Source organism: Olleya sp. Ti.3.14, assembly GCF_038154885.1.
Classification (GTDB): Bacteria; Bacteroidota; Bacteroidia; order Flavobacteriales; family Flavobacteriaceae; genus Olleya.
On sequence record NZ_JBAKAO010000012.1, the window covers coordinates 70,483 to 90,641 of the forward strand.

16 protein-coding genes are annotated in these 20,159 nt (G+C 32.1%); 1 reads left to right on the top strand and 15 read right to left on the bottom strand.

The features are described 5' to 3' along the window. Nucleotides 1-83: 83 nt before the first annotated feature. The 13 genes from pyrF to V6251_RS14220 all read right to left on the bottom strand — a co-directional run bounded on the left by pyrF (nt 84) and on the right by V6251_RS14220 (nt 15,605). Nucleotides 84-902, bottom strand: a complete 819-nt coding sequence (gene pyrF, locus V6251_RS14160) for an orotidine-5'-phosphate decarboxylase (protein ID WP_341588838.1) — start codon at nt 900-902, stop codon at nt 84-86. Nucleotides 903-936: 34 nt separating this feature from the next. Continuing rightward, nucleotides 937-2,013, bottom strand: coding sequence for a peptide chain release factor 1 (prfA, locus tag V6251_RS14165; protein ID WP_145000524.1), 1,077 nt, complete (start codon nt 2,011-2,013; stop codon nt 937-939). A 136-nt stretch (nt 2,014-2,149) separates the two neighbouring features. After that, nucleotides 2,150-2,653 carry a hypothetical protein gene (locus tag V6251_RS14170; protein ID WP_341588839.1) on the bottom strand — a complete coding sequence of 168 codons (504 nt, stop codon included), beginning with the start codon at nt 2,651-2,653 and terminating at the stop codon, nt 2,150-2,152. A 195-nt stretch (nt 2,654-2,848) separates the two neighbouring features. Next, on the bottom strand, nt 2,849-3,820 hold the full coding sequence (locus tag V6251_RS14175; RefSeq protein ID WP_341588840.1) for a DUF3078 domain-containing protein: 972 nt from the start codon (nt 3,818-3,820) through the stop codon (nt 2,849-2,851). A gap of 23 nt (nt 3,821-3,843) precedes the next feature. After that, nucleotides 3,844-5,022, bottom strand: coding sequence for an AIR synthase related protein (locus tag V6251_RS14180; RefSeq protein WP_341588841.1), 1,179 nt, complete (start codon nt 5,020-5,022; stop codon nt 3,844-3,846). Between the two features lie 91 nt (nt 5,023-5,113). Next, nucleotides 5,114-6,601, bottom strand: coding sequence for a carboxypeptidase regulatory-like domain-containing protein (locus V6251_RS14185; protein ID WP_341588842.1), 1,488 nt, complete (start codon nt 6,599-6,601; stop codon nt 5,114-5,116). A 40-nt stretch (nt 6,602-6,641) separates the two neighbouring features. Further along, nucleotides 6,642-8,129, bottom strand: a complete 1,488-nt coding sequence (locus V6251_RS14190; RefSeq protein ID WP_341588843.1) for a CsgG/HfaB family protein — start codon at nt 8,127-8,129, stop codon at nt 6,642-6,644. Nucleotides 8,130-8,146: 17 nt separating this feature from the next. Then, nucleotides 8,147-8,545, bottom strand: a complete 399-nt coding sequence (locus V6251_RS14195) for a curli production assembly/transport component CsgF (RefSeq protein ID WP_145000536.1) — start codon at nt 8,543-8,545, stop codon at nt 8,147-8,149. 10 nt (nt 8,546-8,555) lie between these two features. Next, nucleotides 8,556-9,716 (bottom strand): CsgE family curli-type amyloid fiber assembly protein, encoded by a 1,161-nt coding sequence (locus V6251_RS14200; protein WP_341588844.1) that lies wholly within the window; start codon nt 9,714-9,716, stop codon nt 8,556-8,558. A 40-nt stretch (nt 9,717-9,756) separates the two neighbouring features. Continuing rightward, nucleotides 9,757-10,269, bottom strand: a complete 513-nt coding sequence (locus V6251_RS14205; RefSeq protein WP_341588845.1) for a hypothetical protein — start codon at nt 10,267-10,269, stop codon at nt 9,757-9,759. A gap of 133 nt (nt 10,270-10,402) precedes the next feature. Further along, nucleotides 10,403-11,851, bottom strand: a complete 1,449-nt coding sequence (locus V6251_RS14210) for a hypothetical protein (RefSeq protein WP_341588846.1) — start codon at nt 11,849-11,851, stop codon at nt 10,403-10,405. A 438-nt stretch (nt 11,852-12,289) separates the two neighbouring features. Further along, entirely contained in the window at nt 12,290-13,225 is a 936-nt protein-coding gene (locus V6251_RS14215) for a hypothetical protein (protein ID WP_341588847.1), read from the bottom strand. Between the two features lie 193 nt (nt 13,226-13,418). Continuing rightward, nucleotides 13,419-15,605: a glutamine synthetase III family protein gene (locus V6251_RS14220; RefSeq protein ID WP_341588848.1), complete on the bottom strand. Its 2,187-nt coding sequence runs from the start codon at nt 15,603-15,605 to the stop codon at nt 13,419-13,421. 188 nt (nt 15,606-15,793) lie between these two features. Between V6251_RS14220 and V6251_RS14225 the strand changes: the two genes are divergently transcribed. Then, nucleotides 15,794-16,813: a glutamine synthetase beta-grasp domain-containing protein gene (locus V6251_RS14225; protein ID WP_341588849.1), complete on the top strand. Its 1,020-nt coding sequence runs from the start codon at nt 15,794-15,796 to the stop codon at nt 16,811-16,813. A gap of 83 nt (nt 16,814-16,896) precedes the next feature. Here V6251_RS14225 and V6251_RS14230 read toward each other — a convergent pair whose 3' ends face one another. Together V6251_RS14230 and V6251_RS14235 are read right to left on the bottom strand one after the other, a co-directional pair. Continuing rightward, on the bottom strand, nt 16,897-17,838 hold the full coding sequence (locus tag V6251_RS14230; protein WP_341588850.1) for a calcium/sodium antiporter: 942 nt from the start codon (nt 17,836-17,838) through the stop codon (nt 16,897-16,899). A 336-nt stretch (nt 17,839-18,174) separates the two neighbouring features. Further along, complete coding sequence (locus V6251_RS14235; protein ID WP_341588851.1) at nt 18,175-20,142, bottom strand: endonuclease; 1,968 nt, start codon at nt 20,140-20,142, stop codon at nt 18,175-18,177. Between the last annotated feature and the right edge of the window lie 17 nt (nt 20,143-20,159).

Below are 20,159 nucleotides of genomic sequence, written 5' to 3' on the forward strand. Positions count from 1 at the left end.
TTACGATTGAATGTACGACACAACATTATTACTTAATTAATGTGATACTAAAATAAATTGAGCATGACGAAACGTTCAATTGTTTATTTACTATTTAAAATAACTTCCATTTGTTGCTGTAAATCTTTTGCTTTTGTAGCTGCTGCCTGTGCAAAATCTTCGTTTGTTGAAGCATATATAATTCCTCTTGACGAGTTTATTAATAAGCCAACATTATCGCTCATTCCGTATGTACAAACGTCTTGAAGGTTTCCGCCTTGAGCGCCAACACCAGGAACTAGTAAAAAACTATTTGGAACTATTTTTCTAATGTCTGCAAAATACTCAGCCTTAGTTGCACCAACTACGTACATTAGGTTTTCAGCATTTACCCACGATTTAGAGGTTTCTAGTACTTGTTTGTACAGCTCTTTACCATCTACTGTTTTAGTTTGAAAATCAAAAGCACCTTGATTAGAGGTTAGCGCTAACATAATTGTGTGTTTGTCTTTAAAAGCCAGAAATGGTTCTACCGAATCTTTTCCCATGTAAGGTGCAACAGTAACACTGTCAAACGCTAAGTCTTCAAAAAAAGCTTTTGCATACATTGTACTAGTATTACCAATATCACCACGTTTAGCGTCTGCTATTGTAAAAATCTCTGGATGCTTATCGTTAAGATAGTTTATCGTTTTTTGTAATGCTTTCCAGCCTTTTAAACCGTAAGCTTCGTAAAATGCAGTGTTAGGCTTATAAGATACACATAAGTGATGTGTTGCATCAATAATAGCTTTATTAAACTCGAAAATAGGATCTTCGGTTTGTAATAAATGTTTAGGAATTTTGTTTAAATCGACGTCTAGTCCAATACATAAAAAAGACTTCTTTTTAATAATTTGTTCTGTTAGTTGTTGTGTTGTCATGTTATAAAAAAAGCCTCAATAAAGAGGCTTGTTATTAAATATGTTGGTCACTAGCTTTTAATTTTTCTGTATTATCAGCTAATTGTAATTCGTCAATAATTTTTTGGATATCTCCATTTACAATGTTTTGTAAATCGTATAATGTTAAACCAATTCTATGATCCGTAACACGTCCTTGCGAGTAGTTGTAGGTTCTAATCTTAGCACTTCTATCTCCAGAGGTTACCATCGTACCACGTAAGGCTGCATCTTCTTCGTTTTTCTTGGCCAACTCCATATCATATAAACGCGAGCGTAATACTTTAAAAGCTTTCTCTTTGTTTTTATGTTGTGATTTTTGATCTTGGCATTGCGCTACTAATCCTGTTGGAATATGCGTTAAACGTACTGCAGAATATGTTGTATTTACTGATTGTCCACCTGGTCCAGAAGAACAGAAAAAATCTACACGAACTTCTTTAGGGTTAATCTCTACATCAAACTCTTCAGCTTCTGGAAAAACCATTACAGTTGCTGCACTAGTATGTACACGTCCTTGAGTTTCGGTTTGTGGTACACGTTGTACACGATGCACACCAGCTTCAAACTTTAAAGTCCCATAAACATCGTCTCCAGTGACTTCAAATTGGATTTCTTTAAAACCTCCATTTGTACCTTCGCTATAATCTACAGTATCTACTTTCCATCCTCTGCTTTCGCAATATTTGGTGTACATTCTAAATAAATCTCCTGCAAAAATACTAGCTTCATCTCCACCTGTTCCAGCACGAAGTTCAACCACTGCATTTTTAGAATCTTGAGGATCTTTAGGTATTAATAATACTCTGATCTCGTCTTCTAGTTTTGGTATTGCCTCTTTAGCTTCGTCGTATTGCATTTTAGCCATGTCTACCATTTCGGCATCACTACCATCTGCAATAATTTCTTCAGCTTCTTTTAAATTTTCAGTAAACTCGATATATATCTCACGCTTATCCATTAATAAACGTAAATCCTTATACTCTTTATTTAGTTCTACATAACGCTTTTGATCTGTGATAACATCAGGTTGAATGATTAAATCACTAACCTCATCAAAACGTTGCTTAACTATTTGTAACTTCTCTAACATCTTCTTCTAAAATTGTGAAACAAAAATACGATAATTTATGAATTTGCAATACTTTAATATTGTTTGCTTACAATAAAGCATTTATTTAAAATTTCCTTTTTTAAAATGCTAAACATTTGGTCTTATAAAATCAAAATTAAGGCTTTTCAATATTTATGTCAGAAGCAAAAAACAAATAGTATCCTAAAGTCATAAAACCTAAAAAGTACAGGAGTCTTTCAATAAAAAAGAAAGCATAGGCTTCAAAAAAATTAGCTATAAAACCACTTAAGTCTGTGAAAATGAATAAAAATGTAAACCCAACAAAATAAACCGCTTTATTAGAGTCGTCACAAAAATAATATTTAGCTGCTAAAGCACCCGAAATTACGCATACAATCCAATATAATTGAATGGATAATAACTGACTGTAATCCAATAATGTTGATGATTCTGATACTGTTTTATAACCAATTAATAGGTTGATAATGATGACAACTACAAATAAGCCTGTAATAGTTTTACCTAGCTTTTGATGTTTAATTTTTTTGTATATATTGACAGATAATAAAGAGAATGCTAACATTTTAATTACCGAATAGGTTTCAATTATAAATGGTTGAAGATAGTACAAATCAAAAGCATCTGCGATAATCAACAAACAGATAAAACCAATTAGATTTTTATCTTTTATTTTATAAAAAACAAATAACAATAAAAACAGACAACTTGAAACGAGTCTAACAATTTGGCTATTAAAAAAGTCCAAAAAGACTATCGATGCTATGTTTAAAATAACAACAATTAATGTGAAAATTTTTATAGCTTGTTTAGTTTTCAATAAGTCTTTATAATTTTAAAAATCAACTATCACTCCAATACCTAAAAGTTGCTTCCATTGTATTGAGGCTCCTTTTTCTGCAAATTCGTCTTCTATCTCTGTTTCTTCAATAATCTTAACATCATTATCATATCTTAAGTGTGATCCTAAGGTTGCTTTTACAAAATCATTAACCTTAAAATCAAAGACGACTTCCCAGTCTACATCTATATTACCAAAACTATTTAAATAATCAGTATATAAACTTACTCTATTTTTAAGATAAATATTTTCTAAAACCTGAGTCTCATAAGAATTTGTAACTAAAACACCCATTTCTGTCCTTACATTTTCACCATCTACTATTTTATTACCTAATGTATCAAAAATTGCAGGACTTACACCAAAAGTTCCTTTATCCGCTAATTCTTGATCTAACACAAAGGTTGCTTTAAAGGTTAGTGGAGACATATAGAATGATAATTTTTCGATGTTTCTACCGTATTCCACTCCGCCTCCAACAAACAGGTAACCAGGTGCCATAAATCTAGAAATAGCATTATCCCTATTTGGATAGTTATATCCATTAGCATACTGAGTTTTAAAATTAAAACGTCCAGAATAATACCAATTAGTAATAGTATCTTTTCTAAAACCTAAGGTAGAAATTAACTCTAACTCGTCTTCAGTTTTTCTTAAACGTTGGTTTTCTTGTTTGTTTACACCATAACGAGTTCTAACTTCATTAAACCAAATTAGGTTATTTTTTTTATATCTTAAACTAGATTTTATGGCTAATAGTGCTGATATTGAATTTGCTCCTCCAGCATTCCAATTAACAAAGGTGACTTCATTTATGTCTAACCCAAGTTTATTTAATTGTCTCCATTTTACTGTATCCAAAACTTTTACTGGTTGTTCTGGGTTTTGTGGATTTACTGGTTGTTCTGTTTGGGCAAATACACTATTTACACAAACCATTAAGCATATTAAGATAAAGCCTTTCATATCTTTTAATTTTTCATTTGTAATTAATAAACAAACGTTCCGTATTGACTTTCTATTGTAAGCTTTTTAGCATTTGAAGCCTCTACCCTTCCAATTACCTGAGCATTAACATTATATGATTTTGAAATTTCGATAATAGACTGTGCTATTTCTGGTGATACGTATAGCTCCATCCTGTGTCCACAGTTAAACACTTGGTACATCTCTTTCCAATCTGTCTTAGATTGTTCTTGAATTAATTTGAACAATGGTGGTACAGGAAACAAATTATCTTTTACAATATGATGATTATCTATAAAATGAAGGATTTTTGTTTGCGCTCCTCCACTACAATGCACCATACCATGCACTTCTTTATTATTATATTTTGATAATATTTCTTTTATAATAGGTGCATATGTTCTAGTTGGCGAAAGCACTAATTGACCTGCATCTATTGGAGAGTCTTCAACCTTATCTGTCAGCTTTACTTGACCTGAGTAAACTAAATCTTCTGGTACAGACGCGTCAAAACTTTCAGGATATTTATCTGCCAAATACTTACTAAAAACATCATGTCTAGCAGAGGTCAGACCATTACTTCCCATACCTCCATTATAACTTTTCTCGTAAGTTGCTTGACCAAAACTTTCTAGACCAACTATGACATCTCCTGCTTTAATATTAGCATTATCAATAACATCAGTTCGTTTTATTCTTGCTGTTACGGTAGAGTCTACGATAATAGTTCTGACTAAGTCTCCTACATCTGCAGTCTCTCCTCCTGTACTATGGATGGTTACTCCAAAAGATTTTAAATCCTCTATTAGCTCTTCTGTCCCATTTATTATTGCTGAAATAACGTCGCCTGGAATTAAGTTTTTATTTCTTCCTATAGTAGATGACAGCATGATATTATCTGTTGCACCAACACATAACAAATCATCAATATTCATGATTAATGCATCTTGTGCAATGCCTTTCCAAACCGAAAGATCACCTGTTTCTTTCCAATACATATAGGCTAAAGATGATTTTGTGCCAGCTCCATCTGCATGCATAATTAAGCAATACTCTGAATCGTTGGTTAAATAATCAGGCACTATTTTGCAGAAAGCTTTAGGAAATAGACCTTTATCAATATTTTTAATTGCGTTGTGTACATCTTCTTTTGAAGCAGATACACCTCTTTGGCTGTAGCGTTTAGAAATTTCGGAACTCATTGTGTTGTGTTAGGCTACAAAGATATTTATAAATAAAAAGCACACAAGTAATATGTGTGCTTTTCTATTTAAAATGATGTAAAGTAAGTATTTACTTCCAATCTGGCATTTTTGCATTTTCTAAAAACAAGGCTCTATCATTAGTAATTAATACATCAATTACAACTATGTCTTTTTGTGATATTCCATCATTTGATGTATTAACAAAAATAACCTGAGCTTCATTTGGTGAAAATTTAGGATCTAAATCATTAGTACCAGCAGGTTTATTTAATGATATATCATCAACAGCAGAAGTCGCTATTTCATAAATAAAAATATGGTTATTTAATTGCCTGTAATCTGTATTTTGATTACCAGACACATCATATGTATATAATAACTTTGTTCCATCAAAAGAATAGTCTAATCCTCCAGCAGCACCATTAACGCCTTGTAATACATAGTCCAAGATTGTACCAGAATTATTTATCGTGTAAATCTCTACGTTATAACCAGAAGCATTATTTGTTTTAATCGCTAAACGTTGTGTAAATTGATTCCAATCAACCTCTGTTATAAAATTAGCGTTTAATGTCTGATGGATTTGAGTTAACCCTGAACCATCTACATTTATTTGATATAGCTTATCAAAATTTGGATATACAAATTTTGTATTATCATCTTTCCACTCAAAATCTAGTTCTTCTAAATTAAAGCCATTAACTGAAATACTATTAGTTACCTGAGCCACATTGGATCCGTTAAGATCCATAGTATAAATTTGTGTTTGACCTCCATTTGATCTCAAAAATGCTAACTTATCAATATTGCTTGCTTTTCTTGGCCTCCAACTATTACTACCTGATGATGTTAATTGGTACTCATTACCATCAGAATCTGCAGAAAATATAACATTATTACCATTTATTTTTCTGGTAAAAAAAACTCTGTTGCTAGGAAATTCAATGGTTTTAAAGTTAAACGTTTCACTTAAAACAGGATCATTAATATTGTCTGAAGCAGAAACTTGCCAAAAATATTTGATTCCGTAGTCTAATCCTGAAACCGTCAATGTGGTATCTGTTAGGTCTGTATAATTTAAAACATCTGAATTTTGGTCGTTTAATATCTGAACTTGATAAACTAAATCATCATCTTCAGGATCTGTCCCAACCCAAGTTAGATCTACAGTTAAGGTTTGATTAATCGCATTATTAGCAGGTGTCACTAAAATTGGTGCATTTGGTGCGTCATTATTAGCAGTTTCTACATCTAGCTCAAAAATCACGTTTACACTATTATCCTCAGTAACAGTCGCTGACTCAAACTTTGATAAATAGCCATCTTTTTGTGCTTGTACAGAATAAGTGCCAATTGCAACATTATTAATTACAAAATCTCCAGAAGCATCTGTAAAAACGATACTAGAACTAGGGTTTGTTGATACTCTTGTATTTTCTAGTGGTACATTATCTCCTTTAGAAACCACTTTTCCAGTTATTGAACCAGTACCACTAAAGGATACTTTGTCTTCACTACAACCAACGACTAGTAAGATTATGACTAATAAACTTATATATTTTGAAAATGTTTTCATCTGTTTCACTTTTTTAAATGTTAAACTAAAATTTAACAGATTAATTATCTTTTTTGATTGGACGTGCTAACTTGTTTTTTTCTTGCATTTGTCTACGATTTTCTTTTTTCAAGGCTCTAAATTCTGCCTTTTTAAGACGCTCTAACTCTTTACGTTGATTAAATTTAGTATTAGGTGTAGATAAATAAATATTAACACCTAACCCAAAACGATAAAACATATCGTCAATGGATCCAGACACTACACCATCCAATTTATCGGAAAATACTAAGTTATGCTCTCCAAACACGTATATTCCTAAGTTATCTTTGACTAAATACTCTATTCCTAAACCTGCCTGTAATTTAGGATCTAAGGTGTTAAAATAGTCCAAAGCATTTGTACCAATACCACCAAACAAGTAAGGTGTTAGGTTGTCAAATGGTAAGATTTTATATTCTAAATTTAAATCAAAGGACATAAATCCTTCATTAAACATTTCTTTATTTTCTAAATTAAATTTATTAAAAGAAAAATCTAATCCTAAATATGGATTTAATTTACGTTTAAATCCTAATTTACCATTAAAAGCTAGCTGAGGATTAGCCAAATCTCCATTCATTAACGTACCTCCTAATGCTGCTGTAATTGCGTAATCGCCTCTTCTTTCTGTTAAAAAACGATCGTATAACTCTGTAGTTATTGCTTCATCTTTTTCAGCATCGTAGTCTTCTACAAGTTTAGCTGTAGCTTCCTCACTTAATCTTGGTAACCATAATTCGTCTTTTATTCCTTCAATAATCAAAGCCTCTACTGCTTTTTCAATAGCCTCTTTCATGGCTAATTGGACAGGTTCATTTTTAGTAAAACCTATTTCTGTCTCTAGTAATCTTTGAAATTTAACGTATTTAAACAGGTTAGCAGATACTGCCTGAGATAAGATTGTTTTTGAAATATAAACTGTTTTTAACACTCTACCACTAGAGGTAGACACCGCTCTTAAATACACTGTAATTCGATCTTGCCTATATTGTGTAGAAGTACCTACTCCTAGATATCTTGCTCCTGCACCACCTGTTATAATATTAGTATCATAGGATATTACACCACCTTCTAATAATATTCCTGCATAAAGTAATGGTGGTAAATTAGGTTCGCTTGGGTTTTGATTTTTTCTATACTCATCACGAGTAGATCTAATTATATTTCTTTCGTTTAAAAGATTACCTAAGTTTTCTCTTTCAATAACTGTAAACCATTTAGAGTCCTCTAAAGCCTTACTTAACATTGTTGTACCTCCTTGAGAGACTGCTGTACTAAAAGTACTTCCGTTTTCTACAGCTTTGTACTGACCTGTTTGATCTTTAAAGTTATACACTCCAGCTACAACAGGTTCTTGAGGTAATGGAAACGCTTTTAACTTTTGCGTTACAGGAGATGTTTCTCCAATCCTAGCTCGTTCTTGCTTATAAGGTTGGTTAAAAAACGCACCACAACTGGTTAATAATAAAAATAATATGACTGCAAAAGCAGATCTATAGTTAAGCATGATAGATAGTTAAGTGGTTAATTAGGGACTATAATTTGTGTCTGCTCTCCAGTAGTTGTATCTAAAATATTAATGACTAAGCCCTCTGCAGAGTCATATACTTCTAATGCTAAACTACCAAAACTAAAATTTCCTTCTTGTAGACCTTCTCCTAATTGGGTTTGAAATAAAGATCTAGATAACTGACTTAATATTTGCCTGTTAAGGTTTTCTGAAAATGCTGCTAATGAGCTATCATCATCCGATTGATTTGCTTTTGGGTCTGTAAAGGAATTTTGAGCGTTGGCTGAACTTAATAACCATTGATAGTTAAAAGTATCTCCTCCAAATGCTGGATTTATAGGTTTATATGATAACTGTTGACCAACACAGAAGTAGCTAGCCGAGAAAATTAAAATTATTAGTAATTTTTTCATGTCTAAAAAGTTAATAGCGTTTAATTGTTTTAGATTCGTTTTCAAGTTTTTTAAAATGTTTATACACGTTAACTATCGCATAATCATTCATTTTAGTTAAATACTCAAGACTAGGTCTTACAAAAAACGAAAAAATCTCATCATCTCCAACAATAACCTCTATTTTCGTGTTTCTACCTAATGCTAATACCTCTTTGATTGTCACTACTTTATTACCGTTAATATTATTTTGAGTGTATAAAGAATAAAATAACTTGTAGAAGTCCCTACCTGGTTTTGTTTTTGTGTCTTCTACTACAATTCCTTTTAACTCTAAACCATCTCTTTTACCTTTATTAACGTCTTGAGAGTTTGCCTGTTCCTCTTTTAATTTATCTAATAATTTTTGTTTATTTTCTATATCTAAATTTGACTTATCATTATAAACTACTCGATCTTGACCTATCAAATTATTATCTAAGTCATAAATTAGCATAACGCAAATAACTGGCTGATCTCCAATAATATTAAATGAAGCCTCAGCAAGTTCTATTTTTTGGTTGGCAGATATTATAAAGCGTTGCTTTTTGTCTTCTAGAAGGTTATCTACACTTTCTTCTTTATCAAAAACCATTAATTTAAATATTAAGCTTTTTGTAATTTCGGTTTTATTGAAAGCTGTAGCTTTTATGGTTGTAAAGTCATTTTGTTGAGCAGTTTCTATTTTAGCCTCAACTTCATTATTTACTAATTGCGCAGAAATTTTGACGCTAATATCATCAATTTTTTCTGCAATATTTTTTTTAACATTAAGAGTATTGTCTTCATTATCGTTATAAACAATTCTATCCATACCAATAATATTATCTGTTGAATCAAAAATTAAAAGTAGAATTATCACCTTTGTCTCTTGATCAAAATTAATGGATGTTGTTGACAAATCTTTTTGTTGATTTGCATTTAAATCTAATTGTCCGCTTTGCTCGTTTTTAGATTTGTTTTGATTTTTATCTGTTTTAAAAACAGATAATTTATAAGATATACTTTTAGACAATTGCATTTTATTAATCGCAACGCCCTTTATATTAATAATATCATTGTCTTGGGTTACTATCAGCTTTGCCTCAACTTGCGTGTTATATGATTGCGAGTGAGCGTTAATAGCATAAAAAAAGACAACAATTAATACCATTGTTTTTTTGAATTCACATAAAAACATAATGGCTTATTTTTTAAAAATTTCTAATTATGATTGATTGGTCTTGTCCTTGCATAGAAACTTTAATTTTTTCTGATAAAGAATTTGATCCAAACATGGTTAAATTTTGGTTATTCCCAGTTTGATTAATCGTTGTGTTTTTTATATCTGTTTTAAAAGGACTGTAATCAAAAACTGTATTATTATCTCCATTTTGTATTACCGTTTCAACAAGTTTAGTACTATTAATATCTAATACAGTAAGGTTATCGTTACCGTTTTGGATTATATTAATATTACTTTGTGTAGATCTTGTGACACTTACCGCTTCATTATTATCTCCTATTTGGGCAATAAAAATGGCGTTATTTGATGAAGTTGAATTTAGATTTGCAGCGCTTTGATTAAGTAAAAAGTTTTCTTCTGACGCCTGTGTATCAAAACCAGACAACTGACTATCTTCTTGAGCTTCAAAAGTTTGAGCAGTAAGAATATTACTAGATATAAGAATTAAGGCAACTATTAAAATTTTAAATATTGTTTTCATAGTCTTATGTTTTAACTGTGTTACTACATGTAAGTTATAAAATAAATCTGTTATAAAAAGTATAAGAGCAAATTAATGCTCTTATACCTTATAATTATTTTAGTAAATAATCTATTTTATAAAAGACAACTACTTAGTCCATTTGAGTTACAGTAGATGAATTGTTGTTACCAATTTGATCGACATCACTTACATGAGAGTTTCCAGTCTGAGTAACGATACTGTTGTTACTGTCTCCATCTTGAAACACGTCACTTGTATGAGATAAACCAGCTTGCGTAACATTACTTACGTTAAAGTTACCTAATTGTGCTACTGTAGACAAATGCAAGTCACCAGATTGAGCAACTGTACTTGTGTTAAAATCTCCTGTTTGTGCTACAATTGAAACATTATCATTACCTGCTTGAGCCACAGAAGATCCATTAGAGTTACCATCCTGGTCTACATCAGATGAGTTATTGTTACCATTTTGTGCAACTGAACTATTATTTAAGTTTCCGTCTTGTGCAACATCAGAATCATTTAAATCTCCAACTTGAGAAACAAAAGATCCATTATTATTACCTATTTGAGAAACAAAAGATTCATTATCATTTCCTGTTTGGATTTGAGTAGACCCATTTGCATCACCAATTTGATCCGTAGTAGAATCATTAGAATCTCCATTTTGTGCAACTGCACTATTATTAAAGAAACCATCCTGATCTACGTTAGAACCATTTAAGTTACCATTTTGATCTACATCTGAAGTGTTATTCCCTCCGTCTTGAGACACAAAAGATGTATTGTCATCACCAATTTGATCTACATCACTTGTATTGTAATTTCCAGGATACCCTTGAAAAACATCAGAATCGTTATTGTTACCATCTTGCTTAACATAACTATCGTTAAAATCGCCCCATTGATCTACATTTGAGTCGTTGTTATCTCCATCTTGATCTACAATGCTAACATTATCATTACCTCCAAATCCTTGAAGGACATTAGAAATATTGTCGTTACCATCTTGATTGACACTAGAATCGTTTCTATCTCCACCTTGATTTACTGTAGACATATTTGAATCTCCATCTTGCCATACATAAGATCCATTATCATCACCAACTTGGTATACATAACTAGTGTGATTATTACCATTGTATCCTTGGTAAACATCAGAATCGTTATCGTTACCGTCTTGAATAACCGTGTTGTCATTGAAGTTTCCCCATTGATCTACATAAGAATCATTACTTGTTCCATCTTGGTCGATTGAAGATAAATTATCATCACCATCTTGCCAAACAAAAGAATCGTTAGTAGTACCATCTTGTTCTACAGTACTAATATTACGATTTCTTAAAGGTCCATAACCACTTGCTTGTCTAACTTCAGATAAATTTGAAGTTCCGTCTTGATCTACAGTAGAGTCATTGTCGTCTCCAACTTGATCTACATCTGAATCATTTGTTAATCCCGCTTGAGTAACTGATGAAGTGTTGTTGTTACCTTGAGATAATACTGAACTGTTGTTCATTTGTGCAAACATCATTGTTCCACACATTAGCGCAGCTGCGCTGAAAAATACTTTTTTCATGTTTAAATATATATTGATTAATAGCAATTCAAAGATAAAGAATTTATTCTCTCTTAAAATTTGATTACCAAAAAAACAAGTGTTTTTAACTATATATTCGTTAACAACCGATATTTAAACGTTAAAACGCATGTTTTTAAAAGAATTTTCCTACAAGATTTACAGCTTAAAAAATTAAGCTAAACCCTTAATATACTTGAACATACGTATAACTACGTAGAAAAAAAGAGCAAAAAAACCGTAGTAAGACAACGCACCTTAACCTTTGTAGTCTTCCTAATATAATTTTAAAGAAATTTAAAGAGAATAAATAATTCAAATTATATGTTGAAGAATTTTTTATTGACCTTACAATAATTACTTCAATATAATTTATAGGCATAAAAAAAAGAGGATTCTTTAAAGAACCCTCTTTTTTAAAATAACACTTTTTTAATATTAATCGTTTTGAGTAACGATAGATATATTAGAATCACCTATTTGATCTACATCACTCATATGTGTATTACCTCCTTGATCAACTGTACTTGCATTAAAATTACCAGATTGATAAACATCACTTAAATGAGAAAGACCAATTTGACTTACCATACTACTATTAGAGTTACCTAATTGCAACGTTGCAGAATCGTTTTGATCACCATCTTGTATTGTAGAAGCCACATTACTATTTCCTGTTTGACTTGTAGTCTCGACATTATCATCTCCATCTTGAGACACATAAGAATCGTTTAAATTACCAATTTGATCTACAATTGAAGAGTTATTAATACCTACTTGAAATACTCTAGACTCGTTATCATTACCAATTTGATCTACATCACTAAAGTTATCTCCTCCAGTTTGTTTTTGGTTAGAAAAGTTTCTGTTTCCAGCTTGCGTCAAATAAGCTGTATTTCCTGCCGATTGATTAGGTACTGCATTTTGATTTTGTCGTCCTACATTTCTGTTTCCGTCTTGATCAATATCTCCAAAATTATTATCATAACGCTGGATTTGAACCGATTTGTTTCTGTTACCAAATTGATTTGTGTATGCAAAATTATCTTCTGCAGCACTTACACCTTGATCTATCCTAGCATTGTTTCTATTTCCTTCTTGATACACATCACCAAGGTTACGATCTCCAGCTTGTTTTACTTTAGATTTGTTTAAATCTCCTAATTGGAAGACATCAGAATCGTTTGCCTCACCACTGTTTGGGTTACTTGGGACAGAACCATATTGATCGACATCTGAATCATTGTTTGCTCCTTGTTGGAACACATCAGAATCGTTGGAAACACCTGATTGATCGACATCACTTACGTTAGATTGTGCGAATAACATTGTCCCACACATGAGCGCAGCTGCGCTGAAAAAGACTTTTTTCATTTTGAATATAAATTGATTAATAGCATCTCAAAGATATATATTAAATGCTTTCAAAAATGGTAATACCATAAAAATCAGCGTTTTTAAACCAACTATTCGATAACATTGTAATTTTATCGGACGAACAGGGTTAAGAGGCATAAAAAAAAGCCTCAATAGTAATTGAGTCTTTTTTTTATAAATATTCATACATTTATTTAGTAAACAACAACTCTCTATACTTTGTTAGAGGCCACAACTCATCATCAACTAACAATTCAAGTTTATCACAATGGTATCTAATATCATCAAATAAAGGCTTAACCTTGTTACAATAAGCTTTAGCTTTGGTTTCTATATTTTCATCTTTATTAGACTTTTTACGCGCTTCAGTCATTTTGGTCACGTTAGAATTAATAGATGCAATATGCTCTGAAATTTCTTCTATTAAATTAAGTTGTTCTTTTGCAAACTTTTTAAAATCTGCTCCATAGATCTCTTTTAAGCCTTTTACATTTTTAATTAGTATATTTTGATATCTAACAGCTGTAGGTACGACATGGTTACGAGCAATATCACCTATAACACGACTTTCAATTTGCACACGAAGTACATACTCTTCCATTTCAATTTCATAACGCGCTTCAGACTCAATTTTATTCATGACACCTAAACCTTCAAACAGCTCTAAAGTTTTTATAGACACTTTAGCCTTTAATGCTTCTGGTGTCGTTTTATTGTTACTTAAGCCTCTTTTTTCTGCTTCCTTCTCCCAAGCTTCACCATACCCATTACCTTCAAATAATATGTTTTTAGATTTTTTGATGTACTCTCTTAATATATTAAAGATAGCATCATCTTTTTTCATATCCTTTTTCTCTATTAAGGTATCCACCTCTTTTTTAAAGTCTATTAATTGTTTCGCAACAATACTATTTAAAACCGTCATTGGGTTAGCACAATTAGCAGTAGATCCAACCGCTCTAAACTCGAATTTATTTCCTGTAAAGGCAAAAGGAGACGTCCTATTACGATCAGTATTATCTAGCAATACATCAGGTATTTTACCAACAACATTAAGTTTTAAATCTGTTTTTTCTTCTGGAGACAATTTGCCATCCGTTACGTTTTCTAACTCATTTAAAGTTTTAGTTAACTGATCTCCTATAAATACAGATATAATAGCAGGAGGCGCCTCATTAGCTCCTAAACGATGATCATTACTTGCAGATGCAATTGCAGCACGCAGCAGCTCTTCATTATCATGTACCGCTTTAATAGTATTTATAAAAAAGGTTAAAAACTGAAGATTACTCATAGGTGTTTTTCCTGGTCCTAATAAATTAACTCCAGTATCTGTACTTAAACTCCAATTGTTATGCTTCCCAGAACCATTGACTCCTGCAAAAGGTTTTTCGTGAAATAGAACTTTAAAATTATGTCTGTCTGAAATCTTGTCCATCACATCCATTAATAATGAATTATGGTCGACTGCCAAATTAGCTTCATCATAAATTGGTGCTAATTCAAATTGATTAGGTGCCACCTCATTATGTCTAGTTTTTACCGGAATACCTAATAGCATGCACTCCGTTTCAAGATCTCTCATAAAAGCCATAGCACGATTTGGTATTGTCCCAAAATAGTGATCATCTAACTGTTGTCCTTTAGCTGGAGAGTGCCCTAACAATGTACGACCTGTTTGCACTATATCTGGTCTAGACATTGCCAAATCACGATCTATTAAAAAATACTCTTGCTCCCAACCTAAAGAAGCATTTACTTTTTTAACATTTTTATCAAAGTATTTGCAGACTGCTACAGCTGCACTATCTACAGCCTGTAATGCTCTAAGCAAAGGCGTTTTATAGTCTAAAGCTTCTCCTGTGTAAGACACAAAAACGGTTGGAATACACAATGTTGTACCATATATAAAAGCAGGAGACGTTGGGTCCCAAGCTGTATAACCACGAGCTTCAAAGGTATTTCTTATTCCACCATTAGGAAAACTTGATGCATCAGGCTCTTGTTGCACTAATTGTCCGCCTCCAAATTTCTCTATTGCTAATCCGCCTCCAATAGTTTCAAAAAAAGCATCATGCTTTTCTGCTGTTGCTCCTGTTAAAGGCTGAAACCAGTGTGTGTAATGCGTTGCTCCTTTAGAGATAGCCCATTCTTTCATTCCTGTAGAAATATGATCTGCAACTATTCTATCAATTTTTTTTCCCAATTTAATAGCATCACTAACACTTTCAAAAGCTTCTTTAGTTAAATATTGACGCATGGTGGACTCATTAAAAACATTGCTTCCAAAAATTTCTGAGCGTCGTTGTTTTTCTTCAATTACAACAGGACGTCGTTTTAATGATTCTTTTATAGCATGAAATCTTAATGTTGACATATTCTTTTTTTTAATTAGTTGAATTACGAATTTACAAAAAATAACACTTGTAAAATGTCATACCCTAAAAAAAATAGGGTTATTAACATTCTTTTAATAAAATTACTAATTACACCCATATTTTTTTAGAGGTGAATTCAATTTTATTCTATATTTGCCTTAACATATAACTAAAATGAGTTTTTACCATGAAAAAATCTAAATTAGAATACATCTGGTTAGATGGATACTTTCCAACACAAAACATGAGAAGTAAAACTAAAGTTGAAAATGACTTTAGTGGAAAATTAGAAGACTGCCCAATTTGGTCTTTTGATGGTTCATCTACTAAACAGGCTTCAGGAGGCGCTTCTGATTGCCTTTTAAAACCTGTCGCAATTTACCCAGATCCTGCAAGAAGAGATGGTTATTTAGTAATGACAGAAGTTTTAAATGCAGATGGCACACCACATGTATCTAATGGTAGAGCCACTATTGAAGATGAAGATGAAGATTTCTGGTTTGGTTTTGAGCAAGAATATTTTATCATGGACAACAAAACACAATTACCTTTAGGTTTCCCTATTGGTGGTTATCCTGCACCACAAGGTATGTATTACTGCTCTGTTGGCGGAAGACATACACATGGTAGAGATTTAGTTGAAGAGCATGCAGACTTATGTATCGATGCTGGCCTAAACTTTGAAGGAATTAACCAAGAGGTTGCTTCTGGACAATGGGAATTTCAATTATTTGCTAAAGGTGCTAAAAAAGCAGGAGACGAAATCTGGATTGCAAGATATTTGCTTGACAGATTAACTGAACAATATGGTTATTATATTGAATACCATCCAAAACCATTAGGTAAAGACATGGATTGGAATGGTTCTGGTATGCACGCTAACTTCTCTAACACTGTTTTAAGAACATGTGGTAGCCAAGAAACTTACGAGAAAATTTGCGAAGCATTTAGACCAGTAGTTAAAGAGCACATTGCGGTTTACGGAGAGTTTAACGACCAACGTTTAACTGGAGATCACGAAACAGCATCAATCCATGACTTTAGTTATGGTGTATCTGATAGAGGTGCATCGATACGTATTCCAATTATCACTGTAGAGAAAGGATGGAAAGGTTGGTTAGAAGACCGTCGTCCAGCATCAAATGGTGATCCATACAAAATAGCAGGTCGTATTATTAAAACTGTAAAATCTGCTAATATTAATTAATATTGATTACATAGTTAAATCCATTAAAAAACGCTTCCTATAACTAGAAAGCGTTTTTTTTTATATATAAACGATAAACTAAATTACCCTCTAAAAACTAATATTATAAAAACTGCATAAATCAATACTAAACCAAAACCTTTAATTTTTCCAATTTCATGCTGCTTAGGCAACAATCCTAGCACCAACACTAAAGCTGCAAAAATTAACATCCAAAATATATCTCTAGACAATATTAAAGATTCTGTTACAGGAATTGTCTTTATCATAGATGTTAAACCCAGCACAGACCCAATATTAAAGATATTTGATCCAATTAAATTTCCTAAAGAGATTGCTTTTTCCTTTTTAGCTGCTGCAATAACCGATGCTGCCAACTCAGGCACGCTTGTACCAATTGCAATCATAGTTACACCAATTACAGCTTCACTAACGCCTAAGCTTGTAGCTATTTGTGTAGCACCTTCAACTAGCCATTCACTACCAAAATACAAAGCTGCTGCACCAATAAATAACCAGATACCAATTTTAAAGTTAGACACCACAGCTAATGCATCATCCACTTCCTCTAAATCATCCGTAGATTTTTGTGTTTTAATCAAATAAACTATAAAAACAATTAATCCAATAAAAAGCACTAAACCTTCCATAGCAACTAATTGGTTATCATTCCATAAAAAATAATATAATGCTATGGAAAACAACATCATTACTGGCCAAGTCAATTTATAAAAGGATTTATCTATCGCAATTGCACCAACAATTGCTGTAATACCAAGCACCAAACCTATATTAGCAATATTAGATCCCACGACATTATTAATAGCTATTGCAGGCGACCCTTTTAACGCTGCTTGCAAACTAACCAATAATTCTGGCGCAGATGTCGCAAAGGACACAACGGTCATACCAATTACAATTTTAGAGATATTAAGCTTAAAGGACAAGGCTACAGATGATCGCACCAAAAACTCTCCTCCCACTACTAATAATACAAAACCTAAAATAAGATACACTACACTCATAATAATATAATTTTTGCGAAGATACATTTTGAAATCTTCAAAAAGAATTAGGACTTAATTTTTTTCGCTGTAGCGGAAAACACTTTTGCAAAACTAATTCTCAACTATAAAAAGCAATAGTAAGGATAAAATTATCAAAATTAAAATCTCAACAAATGACAAAAAAGGAAATAAAACTAAAACGAGTTATCAGTCTAATAAAGGAATAAGTCCAATAGAAATAAATTTAGATGGTACTGGAGAATTAGAAATAAATTCAAAATAAGTTACCAAATAAATCTATTAATAAAAAAGCCCAAACTATATGTTTGGGCTTTTTATTGTCTAGTATAAATACTATTCTACAATTATTTTTTTTGTAATACGTTTATCTTCAGTTTCAATTACAATCATATATAAACCGCTTGCTAGTTTTAAATCAATATAACTATTATTAATAACCGTTTGTGATAAAACAGCTCTTCCTTCCGAAGAAAAAATTGACAAATCATACATTTGATCTTCTCCTGAAATAAATAATTTATCTGTTACGGGATTTGGATATAGTTTTAAGGTTTCTGTCGTAAAATCAGCAACACTTAAAGACTGATTCCATGTGTTACCAACTTGATTTCCCCAAATATATTCAACCAAATCAGGTTGATCAATAAAAGGGTTTCTATTTACCTGCCATTCATAAACCACATTGTTTCTGTTCATTTCAAAATCATCTGGCGGATCGTTTCTATGCCAATCTAAAAGCGTCGCTAAATCACCCATTTGACCTGATACGCTAGGATAACCGTTTACAACACTTAATCCATTATATCGGATTTGCATATACAAAACACTTCTAGCAACATCACCTTTAAAGCTTCCTGCTGTACCTGCAGGTCCATTGTATTCTCCGTAGTGTTGATTTCCTCTAGAACTGTTTTCTGGTCCATCTGCAGCACGCAATGCGTGTCCATCACTATTACCATGACGTAGGGAATCTGCTGTGGTATTCCAAAACACATCTTTACCATCTCTAAAATCATCTAAATCAATACTATTGTAACCTGCTAAAGACCTTGGAAAAGTATGTTCTCTATTCCAAGTACCTGTATTATTAGATGTTGTCTGATAGTCTAACTTTGGACGACCAATTTCAGAGTATACTAGCCAAACCTGATTACTATTAGCAGGATTTTGGTCTGCTGCTTCCAAAATATCTATTATATCAGAATAAGTTTGCGCTTTAACCACACCTTCTTCTGCAACAATGTCTTGCAAAGCTTGCTGTAAAGCAACTCCAGATAAGCCATCTAAACCATCATAATAACCAGCAGGTTGAGTACTAGCCACGATACCATAAGTTGGGTTTAAAGGTGTACCAAAAGCTGCTACCACAAAATCATTATCCACAACTCTCACTTCTAAGTTATTATTAAGCGCAATATAAACCGTAGGCAAATTGGCTATAACTATTTTTAAAACCTCATCACCTTCATCTAAAACATCATCAATTAAAGTAATAGTTGTTACTATAGTATTTTGACCAGTCGGAATAACAACAGATGTGTTACCTGTAAAATCCGAAGTATCAAAACCTCCATTGTTTAAAGTAAAATCAATAGTTAAATCAGAATCTACATTTTGCTCAGTAATAAAAGTAATATCAAAAACAGAACCCTCATCAACTTGTGTTTGTGTGACAGAAGTTAATACTCCGTTTAATAAAATTCCGCTTCCATCATTTAAAGCTCTAGGTGTTGGCGTTGTAGCAACATACGTTATACTATTTGGATTACCTAATCCATCATCAAAACGCTGAATTGAATTTGTATTGTTACCAGAGCCCTCATTATATTGTTCTGTAACACCAAGTAATGCCATTAGACCTGTATCATCCGCATCACTAGTATCATATACCATTGCATCCACTAAATTAGTTTGTGTTGCTAAAGTCCCTTCCGGAAAATCTGTATCGTTTCCTAAATATACAGCCACAGCATCTGCACCATTTTGAATAAGATTAGCTGGTATAATTAACTGAGGAAATGGAGAAACAGTTGTACTACCAATAAGTAATAAACCATTGACATCTGTTGTGTAACCATCTAAATCTAAGGCAAAGTAACTTGAATCTCCTCCAGATGCAGAACCATTAAATAAAACCAACACGTAGCCTTCTAACGAAAAATTAGGCGTACTTGACAACAACTCTATAAATTCTTGATCATCAATTCCAGGCGTATCAGAATCCAACTCATTAATAACAACAGTTTGAGAATACCCAATTGCCGAAATAAGAATAATAAAAAGTAAAGTAATTTTTTTCATGCATTTATTTTTAGCAA

Bases quoted from the DNA above. Each gene is read 5' to 3' on its own strand.
- pyrF (WP_341588838.1), bottom strand. From the start codon at position 902: ATGACAACACAACAACTAACAGAACAAATTATTAAAAAGAAGTCTTTT.
- prfA (WP_145000524.1), bottom strand. From the start codon at position 2,013: ATGTTAGAGAAGTTACAAATAGTTAAGCAACGTTTTGATGAGGTTAGT.
- V6251_RS14175 (WP_341588840.1), bottom strand. From the start codon at position 3,820: ATGAAAGGCTTTATCTTAATATGCTTAATGGTTTGTGTAAATAGTGTA.
- V6251_RS14180 (WP_341588841.1), bottom strand. From the start codon at position 5,022: ATGAGTTCCGAAATTTCTAAACGCTACAGCCAAAGAGGTGTATCTGCT.
- V6251_RS14185 (WP_341588842.1), bottom strand. From the start codon at position 6,601: ATGAAAACATTTTCAAAATATATAAGTTTATTAGTCATAATCTTACTA.
- V6251_RS14190 (WP_341588843.1), bottom strand. From the start codon at position 8,129: ATGCTTAACTATAGATCTGCTTTTGCAGTCATATTATTTTTATTATTA.
- V6251_RS14195 (WP_145000536.1), bottom strand. From the start codon at position 8,545: ATGAAAAAATTACTAATAATTTTAATTTTCTCGGCTAGCTACTTCTGT.
- V6251_RS14200 (WP_341588844.1), bottom strand. From the start codon at position 9,716: ATGGTATTAATTGTTGTCTTTTTTTATGCTATTAACGCTCACTCGCAA.
- V6251_RS14205 (WP_341588845.1), bottom strand. From the start codon at position 10,269: ATGAAAACAATATTTAAAATTTTAATAGTTGCCTTAATTCTTATATCT.
- V6251_RS14210 (WP_341588846.1), bottom strand. From the start codon at position 11,851: ATGAAAAAAGTATTTTTCAGCGCAGCTGCGCTAATGTGTGGAACAATG.
- V6251_RS14215 (WP_341588847.1), bottom strand. From the start codon at position 13,225: ATGAAAAAAGTCTTTTTCAGCGCAGCTGCGCTCATGTGTGGGACAATG.
- V6251_RS14220 (WP_341588848.1), bottom strand. From the start codon at position 15,605: ATGTCAACATTAAGATTTCATGCTATAAAAGAATCATTAAAACGACGT.
- V6251_RS14225 (WP_341588849.1), top strand. From the start codon at position 15,794: ATGAAAAAATCTAAATTAGAATACATCTGGTTAGATGGATACTTTCCA.
- V6251_RS14230 (WP_341588850.1), bottom strand. From the start codon at position 17,838: ATGAGTGTAGTGTATCTTATTTTAGGTTTTGTATTATTAGTAGTGGGA.
- V6251_RS14235 (WP_341588851.1), bottom strand. From the start codon at position 20,142: ATGAAAAAAATTACTTTACTTTTTATTATTCTTATTTCGGCAATTGGG.